General features: G+C 64.4%; 24 protein-coding genes and 1 other RNA gene. All 25 read left to right on the forward strand.

Features of this window, described 5'->3' with window-relative positions; translation table 11 throughout:
* The first annotated feature begins 7 nt into the window (after window positions 1-7).
* The 25 genes from AN401_RS11755 to AN401_RS11870 all read left to right on the forward strand — a co-directional run bounded on the left by AN401_RS11755 (window position 8) and on the right by AN401_RS11870 (window position 13274).
* Entirely contained in the window at window positions 8-712 is a 705-nt protein-coding gene (locus tag AN401_RS11755; protein WP_096779427.1) for an AAA family ATPase, read from the forward strand.
* A 14-nt stretch (window positions 713-726) separates the two neighbouring features.
* Entirely contained in the window at window positions 727-1251 is a 525-nt protein-coding gene (locus AN401_RS11760; protein ID WP_096779426.1) for a hypothetical protein, read from the forward strand.
* Complete coding sequence (locus tag AN401_RS11765) at window positions 1248-1760, forward strand: hypothetical protein (RefSeq protein ID WP_096779425.1); 513 nt, start codon at window positions 1248-1250, stop codon at window positions 1758-1760. Before AN401_RS11760 ends, AN401_RS11765 begins: the two co-directional genes overlap by 4 nt.
* A 2-nt stretch (window positions 1761-1762) precedes the next feature.
* Window positions 1763-2011 carry a hypothetical protein gene (locus AN401_RS11770; RefSeq protein ID WP_157772246.1) on the forward strand — a complete coding sequence of 83 codons (249 nt, stop codon included), beginning with the start codon at window positions 1763-1765 and terminating at the stop codon, window positions 2009-2011.
* Window positions 2008-2208, forward strand: coding sequence for a hypothetical protein (locus tag AN401_RS11775; RefSeq protein ID WP_096779423.1), 201 nt, complete (start codon window positions 2008-2010; stop codon window positions 2206-2208). The genes AN401_RS11770 and AN401_RS11775 overlap by 4 nt, the downstream gene beginning before the upstream one ends.
* Window positions 2195-2815, forward strand: coding sequence for a DUF3164 family protein (locus AN401_RS11780; RefSeq protein WP_096779422.1), 621 nt, complete (start codon window positions 2195-2197; stop codon window positions 2813-2815). Before AN401_RS11775 ends, AN401_RS11780 begins: the two co-directional genes overlap by 14 nt.
* A 124-nt stretch (window positions 2816-2939) precedes the next feature.
* On the forward strand, window positions 2940-3125 hold the full coding sequence (locus tag AN401_RS11785) for a hypothetical protein (RefSeq protein ID WP_096779421.1): 186 nt from the start codon (window positions 2940-2942) through the stop codon (window positions 3123-3125).
* Window positions 3126-3329: an ANR family transcriptional regulator gene (locus tag AN401_RS11790; RefSeq protein WP_096779420.1), complete on the forward strand. Its 204-nt coding sequence runs from the start codon at window positions 3126-3128 to the stop codon at window positions 3327-3329.
* Window positions 3330-3357: 28 nt separating this feature from the next.
* Window positions 3358-3600, forward strand: coding sequence for a hypothetical protein (locus tag AN401_RS11795; protein WP_096779419.1), 243 nt, complete (start codon window positions 3358-3360; stop codon window positions 3598-3600).
* Window positions 3599-3663: hammerhead ribozyme type II (locus AN401_RS11800), an RNA gene on the forward strand. Before AN401_RS11795 ends, AN401_RS11800 begins: the two co-directional genes overlap by 2 nt.
* Before the next feature lie 51 nt (window positions 3664-3714).
* Window positions 3715-3927, forward strand: coding sequence for a hypothetical protein (locus tag AN401_RS11805; RefSeq protein ID WP_096779418.1), 213 nt, complete (start codon window positions 3715-3717; stop codon window positions 3925-3927).
* Window positions 3924-4094 carry a hypothetical protein gene (locus AN401_RS19805; protein WP_157772244.1) on the forward strand — a complete coding sequence of 57 codons (171 nt, stop codon included), beginning with the start codon at window positions 3924-3926 and terminating at the stop codon, window positions 4092-4094. Before AN401_RS11805 ends, AN401_RS19805 begins: the two co-directional genes overlap by 4 nt.
* The gene (locus tag AN401_RS11810; protein WP_096779417.1) at window positions 4081-4554 is read left to right on the forward strand and encodes a hypothetical protein; all 474 of its coding nucleotides are present in this window, start codon (window positions 4081-4083) and stop codon (window positions 4552-4554) included. Before AN401_RS19805 ends, AN401_RS11810 begins: the two co-directional genes overlap by 14 nt.
* Complete coding sequence (locus tag AN401_RS11815) at window positions 4547-5236, forward strand: DUF2786 domain-containing protein (protein ID WP_157772242.1); 690 nt, start codon at window positions 4547-4549, stop codon at window positions 5234-5236. Before AN401_RS11810 ends, AN401_RS11815 begins: the two co-directional genes overlap by 8 nt.
* On the forward strand, window positions 5229-5777 hold the full coding sequence (locus AN401_RS11820; RefSeq protein ID WP_096779469.1) for a gp16 family protein: 549 nt from the start codon (window positions 5229-5231) through the stop codon (window positions 5775-5777). Before AN401_RS11815 ends, AN401_RS11820 begins: the two co-directional genes overlap by 8 nt.
* A 93-nt stretch (window positions 5778-5870) precedes the next feature.
* Window positions 5871-6308: a Mor transcription activator family protein gene (locus tag AN401_RS11825; RefSeq protein WP_096779470.1), complete on the forward strand. Its 438-nt coding sequence runs from the start codon at window positions 5871-5873 to the stop codon at window positions 6306-6308.
* A 61-nt stretch (window positions 6309-6369) separates the two neighbouring features.
* A complete protein-coding gene (locus AN401_RS11830) occupies window positions 6370-6936 on the forward strand; it encodes a glycoside hydrolase family 108 protein (protein WP_096779414.1) in 567 nt (188 codons plus the stop codon).
* A 1-nt stretch (window position 6937) separates the two neighbouring features.
* Window positions 6938-7573 (forward strand): hypothetical protein, encoded by a 636-nt coding sequence (locus AN401_RS11835; RefSeq protein ID WP_096779471.1) that lies wholly within the window; start codon window positions 6938-6940, stop codon window positions 7571-7573.
* Complete coding sequence (locus AN401_RS11840; RefSeq protein WP_096779472.1) at window positions 7570-7812, forward strand: TraR/DksA C4-type zinc finger protein; 243 nt, start codon at window positions 7570-7572, stop codon at window positions 7810-7812. Before AN401_RS11835 ends, AN401_RS11840 begins: the two co-directional genes overlap by 4 nt.
* Window positions 7790-8113: a DUF2730 family protein gene (locus AN401_RS11845; protein WP_096779411.1), complete on the forward strand. Its 324-nt coding sequence runs from the start codon at window positions 7790-7792 to the stop codon at window positions 8111-8113. The genes AN401_RS11840 and AN401_RS11845 overlap by 23 nt, the downstream gene beginning before the upstream one ends.
* Entirely contained in the window at window positions 8113-8406 is a 294-nt protein-coding gene (locus AN401_RS11850) for a VpaChn25_0724 family phage protein (protein WP_096779473.1), read from the forward strand. The genes AN401_RS11845 and AN401_RS11850 overlap by 1 nt, the downstream gene beginning before the upstream one ends.
* 3 nt (window positions 8407-8409) lie before the next feature.
* Window positions 8410-8982 (forward strand): DUF3486 family protein, encoded by a 573-nt coding sequence (locus AN401_RS11855; RefSeq protein WP_096779474.1) that lies wholly within the window; start codon window positions 8410-8412, stop codon window positions 8980-8982.
* Window positions 8982-10406, forward strand: a complete 1425-nt coding sequence (locus tag AN401_RS11860; RefSeq protein WP_096779475.1) for a phage terminase large subunit family protein — start codon at window positions 8982-8984, stop codon at window positions 10404-10406. Before AN401_RS11855 ends, AN401_RS11860 begins: the two co-directional genes overlap by 1 nt.
* Window positions 10406-11980, forward strand: coding sequence for a DUF935 domain-containing protein (locus AN401_RS11865; protein ID WP_096779476.1), 1575 nt, complete (start codon window positions 10406-10408; stop codon window positions 11978-11980). Before AN401_RS11860 ends, AN401_RS11865 begins: the two co-directional genes overlap by 1 nt.
* The gene (locus AN401_RS11870) at window positions 11967-13274 is read left to right on the forward strand and encodes a phage minor head protein (RefSeq protein WP_096779477.1); all 1308 of its coding nucleotides are present in this window, start codon (window positions 11967-11969) and stop codon (window positions 13272-13274) included. Before AN401_RS11865 ends, AN401_RS11870 begins: the two co-directional genes overlap by 14 nt.
* The last annotated feature ends 108 nt before the right edge of the window (window positions 13275-13382 follow it).

Here is a 13382-nt window from a genome sequence, read left to right on the forward strand (position 1 = left end):
GTATGTGATGAAAAACGTAGTAGCGCCAGTGAAAAACGTGGTGGCCGCGCAAGACGCGTTTGACAACCTGTGCAACCGCTCCCTGGGGGTGCCCGGTATAGGGCTTATCCACGGGGAAACCGGCTACGGCAAGACCACCGCCGTGACCTACCTGTTCAACCAGGTGAACGGCATCTATGTACGGGCCCTGTCGGCCGACACCCCCAGCAGCCTGCTGGGCCGGGTGATGGGGGAACTGGGCGCCCAGCCCATGGCCCGCACCGCCCGCATGGTGGACTACATCCTGGAGCACATGAGCATGTACGAGCGGCCGCTGTTTATCGACGAGGCCGACTACCTGATGGATGACGTCAAGCTGCTGGAAACCGTGCGCGACCTGTACGACTGCACCGAGGTGCCGGTGGTGCTGATTGGCATGGATCAGATCGCCCGGCGCATCAGCACCCGTCGCCAGTTCTTCAACCGCATCAGCGAGTGGGTGGAGTTCAAGCCCGCCGACCTGGAAGACGTGCAAATCGCCGCCGACGCCATGCTCGATGACGGCATCGGCATAGACGTGGACCTGCTGGACGAACTGCGCCGCCAGGCCAAGGGCGAAATGCGCACCATTGCCATCGGCCTGGACAAGATCGAGCGTCTGGCCAAGGCCAACGAACTGGACTGCGTCACCCTGGCGCACTGGGGTAGCCAGCCGTTCAAGAACAACCGGTGAGGCGTGATGTGAGCATGGGAAAACGTCGACTGGCCTGGCAGTTCCTCTGCCTGTGCCATGCCCGGGAACACGACTTTAGCGCCGAACAGGTGGCCCAGGCGGTGGGTATGAACAGCGAAAACGCCCGCATCTTCCTCGCCTTGCTCAACAAGGCGGGCCGGCTGGAGCGGGTGTGGCAGGGGCGTGGTGCGCTCAGCCACCGCTACCGCCTGCTGGATGCCAGCCCCCTGCCGCTGTTCAAGCGCAAGCAACCGCGCAAGCAGCCCCTAGTGCACCAGCGGATCTGGAACAGCGTGCGCATCCTGCGGATGTTCACCGTGGCCGAGGTGGCCGCCACCGCCCGCGCCTCGGAGATCACCACCCGCCGCTACCTGCGGGCCCTGGAGCGCAGCCGGCTGCTGCGGGTGGTGAACCGCGAAGAGGGGCGGGTGCTGTACCGGCTGAATCTGGACTCGGGGACCGAGCCGCCGCAGGTGAAGCCGGGCGGGGTCTATGTGCCGTCGCGGCAGCAGCTGTACCCCTATCGGGAGGAATTATGAGCGAACAATGGTTGGACGCACTCAGGGAGCGGGTGAGCCAGTCATCCCAGCGCAAGGTGGCGGAGGAGCTGGGTGTCAGCGCCGCCATGGTGAACCAGGCCCTCAAGGGCACCTATGGCGGCAACCTGGACACCCTGCGCACCAAGGTGGAGGGCGCGTACCTGGATCGCTGCGTGCAATGCCCGGTGCTGGGACGGCTGCCGGTGCACGAATGCGAAGAGAACCAGAAGCGGCCCTTTACCGCCAGCAACCCCCAGCGGGTGCGGCTGTATCGGGCCTGCCGGGCCGGCTGCCCGCACTCCCGGCTTGCCAGCACCGCCACCACCCAGCGGATTGACGTACAGCCGGCGGAGGAAGGGCGCTACCTGCTGGAGCAGCAACTGGCCTACTGCGAGCGCATGGCGGCGGGGGACGACGCCCGCCACGTGGAGCTGCTGCGCCGGGAGCTGCGCCAGGTGGCCCAGCGTTTAAACGACCTGTTATGGCAACGCAAATACAAGAGGACTTGAACATGGCTCAAACAGTGGCAATGCACAATCAGGCCCGCCGCGCCGTGCGCTGGCTGGCGGAACGCGGGGTCATGGCCCGGGCGGTAAAGGCCGCCCCGCGCCGGCCCTATATTGAAATCGACCAGCCCTGCCCGGATCTGGCCGGAGCTGCGGTGGAAATCACCCAAACCGTAAACGGCCTGCGCCGCCGGGTATGGGCCGCTCGCCTGGGTGGGTGTGTTGTGACCTGGGCAGAAGGAGAGGCGGCATGAGCAAGGTGACTTTGACCGTAGAAATTAACGAAGCCAACGGTGCCTTGTCTGGCACCTGTCAGGTGGCTGGTGGAAACCAGAAAACCCTTGCCTGGGCATTGGCCCAGGGACTGGCCAAAAACCTCCCTGAGCTGATGGCCATCATCTTGAACGATATCAACGAAAAGCAGCAGGAGCACAGCAATGCAACACACTGATACCACCATTCCCGCCGGTTTTCGCCAGAACGCCATGGGCCACCTGGTGCCGGAGGAGCGGATCGCCCCCATCGACAAACTGCGCGACGACCTGGTGCTGGGCATCATCACCAAGGCCAAGGCGCACCGGGAGGCGTTGGCCGCCTTCAAGCTGGGTGCCATGGCTGAGATTGCCGACTTTGTGGACCTGTCCGCCGAGGAATACGGCGTGGAGTACGGCGGCGCCAAGGGCAACGTGACGCTGACCAGCTTCGACGGTCGCTACAAGCTGGTGCGGGCGGTGGGCGAGCACCGGGTTTTTGATGAACGGATACAGGCCGCCAAGGCGCTGATCGACCAGTGCATTGCCCGCTGGAGCGACGGTGCCCGCAGCGAGCTGAAGGCGCTGATTGAACACGCCTTCCGGGTCAACAAGCAGGGCCGCATCGATGTAAACCAAGTGCTCAGCCTGCGGCAGCTGGACATTGCCGACCCGGAATGGAAAGAGGCCATGGACGCCATTGCCGACGCCATTCAGGTGAACGGCACCAGCACCTATGTGCGCATGTACGAACGCCAGGGCGACGGCCGCTACCTGCAGATCGCCCTGGACCCGGCCAAGTTGTGAGGTGCGATATGAAGCAAGCGCTGAAGCATTTGGACTTTGCCGCCTTTTTGGCGCTGGGTCTGCTGGTGGTATGCGGTCTTGAAGTCCTGGTATGGCTGTGGCTGCTGTGCAGCGGGAGGCTGGGGTGAACGAGCTGTTCCAGGCCAGGGTGACCGAGGGCGACATTGCCGACCAGTTGACCCAGGCCGAAACGCGGATTGACCTGAACGGCACCGACTACCCGGATGCCACCTATGAGGAGGGCGTGCTCGACGCCCTTAAATGGATAGCCGGGCTGGCCCCGGCTCCCCTGGGCACGGAGGAAGACTGAATGAGCACGTATCGCAAGCTGGCCGAACAGGCCGCGCAACTGGAGAGGGAGCAGTGTTACTACCAGGCCGCCGAGGCCTGGGAGCAGGCCTACCAATGGGCTTGCCAGCTGGAGAACCTGCTGTGGTGCAAGCTGCGCGCCGACTTTTGCCGCCACGCCCGCCGCTGGGTGGAGCGGGGCATCAACCGCCAGCATGTGGCCTGATGAAAGGGAGGGCAAGATGGAAGAGACGATGGAAAAAACCACTGCCGGGCTGGAAGCGCTGGAGGTCACGGTAAGGGAGAGCGGCGGCAGCTTTCGCACCGACCGGGTGTGCGGCCAGCAGGCCAGCTGCACCCACAGCCAGGCCCAAGCGGTAGAAGCGCTGGCGGGCAAGCTGTTCCGCCGCTGGTCAGTGACGCTGCTGGAGGAATACCCCCACAGCGCTACCGATAACCGCCGCAGCCGCTGGAAGATAGAGGGCGAGGTGGGTTAAGCGAAACGCCCCTGTGGGGGCGTCTGTCCGGCGTGGTGGCCGGGCACTGATGAGCAGCCAGGGCCCCGGTTGTCATCCGTTCACTGTTTATCGCAAACAAGGCGGAGACAACACATGCAAACACACAATTTAGACACGCACCTCACCCGGATCTTCGGGGAGGCGGCCATTGCCATGGCGCCGGACGCCAAGCAATCGGTCATCAAAAAGCTGGACGACTTTTGCCCCGCCGCTAACGGGGCGGGCCGGCCGGAGCTGGCCACCGAGGCCCTGCGCCTCAAGCTCGACCTGGTGGCCGAACTGCATCAGATGGGGGTGGCGTCATGAACCACCAGCAGCAACTGCTTGGCTATCTGAAACAGCAGCGCATGAGTGACGAACAAGCCCGCGTATGGCTGAACACCCATTGCCCGCGCTGGCAAGAGCCTTTGCCGGATGCTCATGGGCTAATCGAACTGGATGCAACGCAGGAGGCCGACGATGGCGATCACTAAGGCGCAGTGGGAAGCGGTACGGGCCGAGCTGTGGGACAGCTTCAGCGGCAGCGTGGAGTTTGTTTACCAGGGCCACCGAATCAGCTGTCAGGCCCGGCTGGATCATAAGCGCAAGCTGGTTATCCGGGTTTACCTGAACGGTACCATTAAAGGTGCCTGGCTGTTGGCGGTCAGGGAGCCGGAGAAGCACCCCTGCAGTGACCCGGAAGTGGCGCTGGTGCCGCTGTTCTGGAGCGTGAAGCGCTCGGCCCTTTACAGCCGTAAGGAACAGGAGCGGCTGACCAAGGGGTTTGGCAAGCGCCAGGTGAAGCGGTTGTTCCCCAACCTGGATGCGGCAGTGGAAATGCCGACCGACACCTGGGGCTCGGCCACGCGCATGATTGCCCAGTTCAAGCGGGTAGAGGGACTGGAACTGGTGAGGATTGGGTATCGAAACATGGCGGAGGTGGCCGGTGAATAAGCGTGTGATGGAAAAGCTGAAAAAGCTGATGGCCCTGGCTCAGTCGGGCAACCCCCATGAGGCGGCCAACGCCCTGGCCAAGGCGCAGAAGCTGATGGCCGAGCACAAGATCGATGCCGATGCCCTGGAACTGGCCGACCTGGGCGAGAGCCTGGTGCGCATGGCCACCAACTCGGACAAGCCGCCGCGCTGGTCGCTGATGTTGGTGAGCCTGATCCGGGAGGCGTTCGGGGTGGAAGCGGTGATAACCCGGGAGCTGTTCAGCGCAACCAGACAGGTACGGTTCTACGGCCTGGCGGAGCGGGCGGAGATTGCCGGTTATTGCCACGACGTGCTGCGCCGCCAGCTGGCCCGGGCCCGCAAGGACTACATCGCCGGGTTAAGCAAGCGGATGAAGCCGGCCAACAAAACCGCCCGGGCAGATCAGTTCTGCGAAGGGTGGTGCTATGGGGTGCGGCAGGCGGTAGACAAGTTGGTGCCGAGCGAGCGGGAGCAGGTGTTGATGCGGCGCTACCAGGAGCAGGTGATCAAGCCCAATGGCACCACCACCGGCCGCAGTGCCGGCAGCGTGCGCGGGGGCGACAATGCCCGGGGTGAGGGTTTTGTGGCTGGCCGCCAGGTACAGCTCAACCCCGGCATGACCGGGCGCGAGACCGGCAAGCTGGGGGTGACCGATGCGTAACCGCCTGATACAGCTGATCCATGTGGCCAAGCGTGAGCTGAAATTGGACGAGATCGCCTACCGTGCCCTGCTGGAGGGCGCCACCGGCAAGGCCAGCTGCAGCGCCATGAACGACAAGGAGCTGGAGCAGGTGCTGGCCGCCTGTGAAAAGGCCGGGTTCAAGCGCCTTAAGCCCAAACGCAAATACAGCCCCCGTTCGGGCTATGCCCGCACCGCCGAGGCCGACAAAATACGTGGCCTGTGGATACAGATGGGCCAGGATGGCTTCCTGCGCGACAACAGCGAAACCGCCCTTAACCGCTGGTGCCAGCGCACTACGGTGGTCATCAACCACGGGGTGGGGGTCGGCAATGTCAGCTGGTTGACCCCCGATCTTGCCTGGCGGGTGCTGGAGGCGCTGAAGAACTGGCACAAGCGGGAGATGGTGCAGGCCATCGCCGACCGGGGTGACCCGCCCCCGCTCAATGAACGGGGCCATATCGCCAGTTATACCCGTGTTGACTGGGCGTTTAGGCGCGGAGGCCAGCGCCGCACAAACTGATAAAACCCGCTTCGGCGGGTTTTTTTGGGGGTTGCACTCGGGATCCGCTGGATAAATAATCAGGTTATGTTTGAGACTGAACGGGGAGGTGCCATGGAGCACCAACGCAAGCTGTTTAATGACGAGCACCAGCAACTGGGGCAACTGCTGGACCGCATGGATCAACTGCCGGAGGATGAGCTGGGCAGCAAATGGCCCAAGAGCCTGGCGGAGCTGATTGACGTGATGGCCGCCGAGCTGGAGCGCCAGGGGCTGGCCTCCGATCAGGCCCGGCGCATGGCCGGCAAGCAGGCCGGGGCGGTGGCGCACTTTCTGGGGGGGCGGGTCTACTACCTGCCCACCGGCGACAAGCTGAAAGACGCCCTGCGCGATGATATGATCTGGGCCGAATTCAACGGCCGCAACATGGACGAGTTGTCCAGCAAATTCCGGCTCAGTCAGCCCCATCTTTACGCCATCTTGCGGCAGCAGCGCGCCCTGCACCGGGCCCGGCAGCAACCTGACCTGTTCGGCCCCTTTAACGCGCAATAAACCCGCCTGAGTCTTTCCCCCCGTTACCCTGAGGCCACCTGTTCACCAAGTGGCCTCTGTCATGTCTGTATTCGCATTCAATCCGGCCTACGGCGAGGCGTTTCGCCACGGCGTGACCTTTATTCTTGCCGCCGAGGGCAGCTTCAGGCCCGACGGCGGTTACATCATCCACCCGAATGATCCGGGCGGCGAAACGAAACACGGCATATCCAAACGCGCCTACCCGCATGAAGACATTAAAAACCTCAGCCGCGAGCGGGCGGTGTTTCTCTATCACCGGGACTATTGGAAGTCGGCTCATTGCCATGAATGGCAAGACGGCGTGTCGCTTGCGGTACTCGATGCCGCCGTGCAGCACGGCTACCTGGTGGCCATCAAGCTGCTGCAGGAAGTGGCCGGGGTTAAACCCGACGGCCTGGTGGGCCCGAAAACCCGCGCCGCCGTTACCGGCGCCGACCCCGAGTGGCTGATCGCCCGGCTCAATCTGCGCCGCGCCCGGCTCTATGCCCGCATTCTGCGTACCAAGCCCGCTCAGGGTGTGTTTATCGAGGGCTGGCACAACCGTTTAAGAGAGTTGACCGATGCCTGCTGGCAGGTAGTTGGCCAGCATGAGCGGAGGGCCGCCTGATATGGAACCGCTATCCCTGATCGCCACGGCCACCGGCATTGCCCGGCTGGCCACTGAACACGGCCCCGGTCTGCTGCGCTCGGTGGGCCAACTGCTGGGCGGCAAGGCCCAGGCTACCGCCGACACTATCGCCACCCTCACCGAACAGGTGGGCAACGTTGCGGGCATCAGCCCGGGCGACCGAACCAAGGCGCTGGCCAACGTCATCCAGGGGCTGCCGGCGGAGCACCAGGTAGAGCTGGCCCGCATCCATGCCCAGGCCGAGAGCGAGGCGCTGCGGCTGGAGGTGGATCGGGAACTGGCCCGGCTGCAGGACCGGCAGGCCGAGCATGAGCAAACCCAGGCCACCATCCGTGGCGGTGACCAGGCCAGCGACGAGCTGGTGCGCGAAACCCGGCCGCTGCTGGCCCGGCGCTCGTTCTGGTTGACCGCGCTCTATTGCCTGGCGGCGGAGGCGGCGCGCCTGGGCGGCCTGGCCGAGGAGGGAGCCGAGATCGCCGTGGCGAGTCTGCTGGCCGCCCCCTGCTGGGCCTATATCGGCTTGCGCACCCTCGACGGCTTCGCCCCCTATCCCAAAAGCAGCGGCCAGAAACTGCCCGGTGTGCTGGGCGCTATCGCCAAGGGGGTCAGCCGGTGAGCGATATATTCGACCGGGCCAGCCAGTTGGAGGCCGAGGAGCGGGAACGGCTGTTGGCCAATCACCGTAACCGGCCACAGGAGCGCCCGGATCAGGATGCCCACGGCCGCTACTGCCTGGCCTGTGGAATCGCCATCCCGCCCGAACGGGTGGCGCGGGTCAATGCCGTGCGCTGCGTCGACTGCCAGCACATCCGAGAAAAGCAGGAGGCTACTCGTGTGGGACGTTATCGCCAATAACTGGCCCCCGGTGCTGGCCGCCTTGAGCCTGGTCGGCACCGTGGGGTTGAGCCTGCTGGGTAAAACCTATGCCAAGCGGGAAGAAACCCAGGCACTGAATGGTGAGATGACGGCGGTTCAGCAACGACTGGCCCATCTGGAAGCCAAGGTATCGGACTTGCCCGGTCACAACGAACTGGCGGCACTGCGGCTGGAGGTCAGCGAGTTGCGCGGCGATCTCAAGGAAATCCGCCCGGTGCTGAGCCGGCTGGAGCGGCTGAGTGATTTGCTGCTGGAAAATGAATTAAAGGAGAAAAGCTAATGGCGATGGCTGAACTGATGACCGAGCATCAACGGCTGGTGATCCTGCGCCTGTTGTGGGAAGCAGGTCAGGCCCTGAACGAATCGATATTGTGCGACGGCGTGAATCGCTGTGCGGTGCCCATCAGCCGCGATCAAACCCGTACCCAACTGGCCTGGCTGGCCGAGCAGGGCCTGATCACCCTGGAGCAGGTGATGGGCACCCGCGTGGCCAGCCTCACCGGCCGGGGCGAAGACGTGGCCACCGGCCGCGCTCGGGTGCCCGGCATCAAGCGCCCCCGGGCGGGGGACTGAGCCATGACCGACAAACCCACCCGGGGCCGGCGTTCCAAGGTGGACCTGCTGCCCGAGCCCATTCGCCGGGAGCTGGACGCCATGTTGCGCGACGGCCGGCTCACCCAGCAGGACATTCTCGACGGCATCAACGACCTGATCGAACAGCACAACCTGCCGGAAGACATGCAGCTCAGCCGATCCGGGCTCAACCGCTACGCCACCCGCATTGAATCCATTGGCAAGGACCTGCGCGAACTGCGGGAGGTGTCCAATGCCCTGGTCTCGCAACTGGGCGACAAACCTACCGGCGACCTCAGCCGCATGATCCTGGAAATCGGCCGCACCCAGCTGTTCAAGGCCATGATGCGCCAGGCCGAAAGCCCGAATGAAGAGGTGGACATCGGCATGGTGAAAGACGCCATGCTCGCCGCCCAGCGCCTGGAAGCGGCGGCCATGAGCAGTCACCGGCGGGAGAAGGAGATCCGTCAACAGCTGCTGGATGAACAACGCGCCAAGCTGGAAGCCATGCCCAACCAGGGGGGCGTAACCGAAGAGACCAAGGCGGCGATTCGTGAAGCGTTGGGGATAGTTTGATGAAGCGCAAAGGCAACGCCAAATGTATACCGGTTAATCCTGATGGCATTTTTCTGCCGTATCAGTCGGCGTGGATTAAGGACGACAGTCGTCTGAAGCTAATGGAAAAATCGCGCCAGATAGGGTTGTCCTGGTCAACCGCGTATGCCTGTGACGAGCGTACCGCCGCCCAGGGCGCACTACGCGATCAGTGGGTCAGCAGCCGCGACGATTTGCAGGCCCGGCTGTTTATTGAGGACTGCAAGATGTGGGCGGGCATCATGAGTATGGCCGCCAAAGACCTGGGCCAAATCGTGATAGATGAGAGCAGCAGAATATCCGCCTATGTACTGGAGTTTGCCAGTGGCCGGCGTATTCACTCCATGAGTTCCAATCCTGACGCCCAAGCGGGAAAACGGGGTGGCCGGGTGCTCGACGAGTTCGCCCTGCACCCCGACCCGCGCAAACTCTGGTCCATCGCCTATCCGGGGATCACCTGGGGCGGGAGCATGGAAGTGATCTCTACTCACCGGGGCAGCCATAATTTTTTCAATGAGCTGGTGCGTGAAGTGCGCGAGCACGGCAACCCCAAAAACATCAGCTTGCACCGGGTAACCCTGCAGGATGCCCTGGAGCAGGGCTTTCTTTTCAAGCTGCAACAGATGCTGCCGGCCGATGACGAACGGCAGGTGATGGACGAGGCTGCGTATTTTGATTTTGTCCGCGCTGGCTGTGCAGACGAGGAGTCGTTCCAACAGGAGTACATGTGCAATCCGGCCGATGACGATGTGGCGTTCCTGGAGTACGACCTGATCGCTTCCGCCGAGTACCCCGCCGATGCCAACTGGCAGCAGCAGGAAGGGGGCACACTGTTTGCCGGTGTGGATATAGGCCGTAAAAAAGACCTTACCGTGCTGTGGATACTGGAGAAACTGGGTGACGTGCTGTACACGCGGCACGTCGAGTGCCTGCAAAACATGCGCAAATCGGAGCAGGAAGCCATCCTGTGGCCCTGGTTCGAGCGCTGTCACCGCATCTGTATCGATGCCACTGGCCTTGGTACCGGCTGGGCGGATGACGCCCAGGACCGGTTTGGCAGCTATCGGGTAGAGGGCGTCAATTTTACGGGCCCGATTAAGGAGCAACTGGCCTACCCCATCCGCTCCGCGATGGAGGACCGCCGTATCCGCATTCCCCACGATCCGGCCATTCGTGCCGACCTGCGGCAAGTCACGAAGCAGGTCACGGCGGCCGGTAATGTAAGGTTTACCGCCGAGCGTTCGCCAGACGGTCACGCCGACCGCTTTTGGGCACTTGGATTGGCCATACATGCCGCTGGCAGTCCCGGAACCAAGATCGACTACACACCGCTGCCCTCCAGGCACGGCACCGCCGACGAGGACGACGACTCCGACCTGCCCAGTTTTGAAAGAGGAGCCTGGTAATGGCTAAATCCCGTATCCTGGATATCAACGGCGAGCCGTTCGATATCGAGCTGGACGAGCAGCAAACCGAGTCCAACGCCAAGCTCGCCGCGCTGCATCGTCATTATGGCGGCCACCCTTCCAGCGGCCTCACTCCGCCTCGGCTGGCCGAGGTGATGCGTGCCGCCGAGCAGGGCGACCTGATCCGCCAGTGCGAGTTGGCGGAAGACATGGAAGAAAAAGACGGCCACATTCAGAGTGAGCTGGGCAAACGCCGGCTGGCGCTGCAGGGGGTGGAGTGGCGGATCAAGCCGCCGCCTGGGGCCAGCGCACAAGAGCAGCACGACGCCGAGCAAATAGAAGCCCTGCTGCGCTCCGCCACCTGGCTGGATGACGCCATCTTCGACGCCTCCGACGCCATTCTCAAGGGCTTTGCCTGCCTGGAGCTGCGCTGGGACTACGCCGAGGGCGAACATTATATCGATGGCGCCGACTGGCGCGACCCCAGCTGGTTTCAGACCCACCCGGAACGGCGCAACGAGCTGCGCCTGCGCGACGGCAGCTATGAGGGGGAGGCGTTGCGCCCCTTTGGCTGGGTGCAGCACCAGGCGCGGGCCAAGAGCGGTTACCTGGCCCGGCGTGGCCTGGTGCGGGTACTGGCCTGGCCGTTTTTGTTCAAGAACTACAGCGTGCGCGATCTGGCCGAGTTTCTGGAAATTTACGGCCTGCCGCTGCGCCTGGGCAAATACCCCGAGGGCGCCACCGAGCGGGAAAAACTCACCCTGCTGCGGGCGGTGATGGGCATCGGCCATAACGCCGGCGGCATTATTCCCAAGGGCATGGACATCGAGTTCCAGAAAGCGGCCGAGGGCGGCAGCGATCCCTTTATGGCGATGATGGACTGGTGTGAACGCACCCAGAGCAAGGCGATCCTGGGTGGCACCCTCACCAGCCAGGCGGACGGCAAATCCAGCACCAACGCCCTGGGCAATGTGCACAACGAGGTACGCCAGGAGCTGCGCGACGCCGACCTGAAGCAGCTGGCCAATACCCTGACCCGCGATATCGTCTATCCGCTCTATGCCCTGAACGGCAAGAGCTACCGCAGTCCGCGCCGCATCCCCCGGCTGGAGTTCGACATTGCCGAACCGGAAGACCTGGAGCAGTACGCCCAGAGCCTGCCCAGGCTGGTGCAGATGGGCATGCGCATTCCGCTGGCCTGGGCCCACGACAAGCTGCAGATCCCCAAGGCCGACGACAAGGAGCCGGTGCTGGCCATGGCGACCGCGCCCACGGCGGCGCTCACGGCAGGGCCCGGGCCCCGGCCGCTAGCGGCGCTCAGCGCCCGTGGTGAGCCCGATCCCGAGCCGGCGCTGGACGCCCTGGAGCGGGCCGTTACCCCGGCACAATGGGAGGCGGTGACCGCGCCCCTGCTGGAGCCGTTGGTGGCGGCCATTCAGGAGCAGGGGCCCGAGGCGGCCCTGGCCGAACTGGCCGGGCGCTATCCCACCCTGAACGACGAGGCGCTCACCGAGCTGCTGAGCCGGGCGCTGTTTGTGGCGGACACCTGGGGGCGGCTGAATGGCGGACATTGACCTGGGTTATGCAGCCCGCCTGGAGCCCAGACTGGCGGTGGATTACTTTCGGGCCAAGGGCTATCAGGTAAGCTGGAACTGGCAGGAGACGGCGGCCGAGGCCCATGCCCGGGCCTTTACCGTGGCCAAGGCGGTGCGCATGGACGTGCTCACCACCATCCGTGGCGAGCTGGATACCGCCCTGGCCCAGGGGCTGACCGAGCGGGAGTTTGTGCAAAGCCTCACCCCCCGGCTGAAAAAGCTGGGCTGGTGGGGCCGGCAACTGGTGGTGGATGGCGACGGCAATGCCGAGGCGGTGCAGTTGGGCAGCCCGCACCGTCTGGGCACCATTTACCGGGCCAACCTGACCGCCGCCTATCAGGCCGGGCGCCAGGCCAGCCAACTGGCCAACAGCGACGACCGGCCCTACTGGCAATATGTGGCGGTGCGCGACAGCCGCACCCGGCCGTCCCACGCGGCCCTGCATGGCCGGGTGTTCCGCGCCGACGACCCCATCTGGCAAAGCCTGTATCCGCCCAACGGCTGGGGGTGCCGCTGCCGGGTGCGGGCCCTGAGCGCCGAACAGGTGAAGGAGCGGGGGCTCAAGGTGGAGTCGAGCGCCGGCAAGCTCACCACCCACAGGGTCAAGACGGGCGTGGATAAGCGCACCGGCGAGGAGTATTTCACCGAGGTGGTTACCTGGCGCGACGGCGACCACAGCATGACCCCGGATCCGGGCTGGTCCCACAGCCCCGGCGGCCTGGCCTTTGGCACCGACCCGGCGGTGGCCCGCAAGCTGGAAGAAACAAAAGACAGGGACCTCCGGCAGCAGCTGATACAGCAGTTAAACAACAGCCCCGCCCGCCGCCAGGCCTTTGGCCACTGGCTGCAGCGGGTCGTAAAGCAGGCCCGGCCCGGCCACGGGGTGGCGGTGCTGGGCTTTTTGAGCGAGCGCGATGTGCAGGCGGTGGCGGCCCGGGGCGGTGAGCCCGCCCGCATTCTGGCCATGGGGGAAAAGCAGCTGCTGCACGCCGCCAGCGGCAAGCACGAGGCGGGCGGCATTGCCCTGAGCCCGGCTGAACTGGCCCGGCTGCCGGCCATGGTCGGCGCCCCCGATGCGGTGTTCTGGGACCACAAGCACGACAACCTGGTGCTGGTGAAATACGCCGGGGAAGGGGCCTTTGTGATGATGCCGGTCACCCCCGGACGGCGGCTGAAGAAACAGGCCGAACGGCTGGACGTGCTGGTGAACGCCTTCAAGGTGAGTGATGCCAGAATGTTCCTGGACAAGAAGCGCTTTGAGCGGGTGCGGTGAGGGAAGAGAGCGGCGGGCGGGAGGCCGGCTGTCCTCCATCACGTCCCCACGGCAAGGTGGTTATGGTCGCTGGCTCGCCGTCTGATTTCCAGCGGTCGCCCGTCGCCC

The organism is Zobellella denitrificans (assembly GCF_002407485.1).
Taxonomy (GTDB): domain Bacteria; phylum Pseudomonadota; class Gammaproteobacteria; order Enterobacterales; family Aeromonadaceae; genus Oceanimonas; species Oceanimonas denitrificans.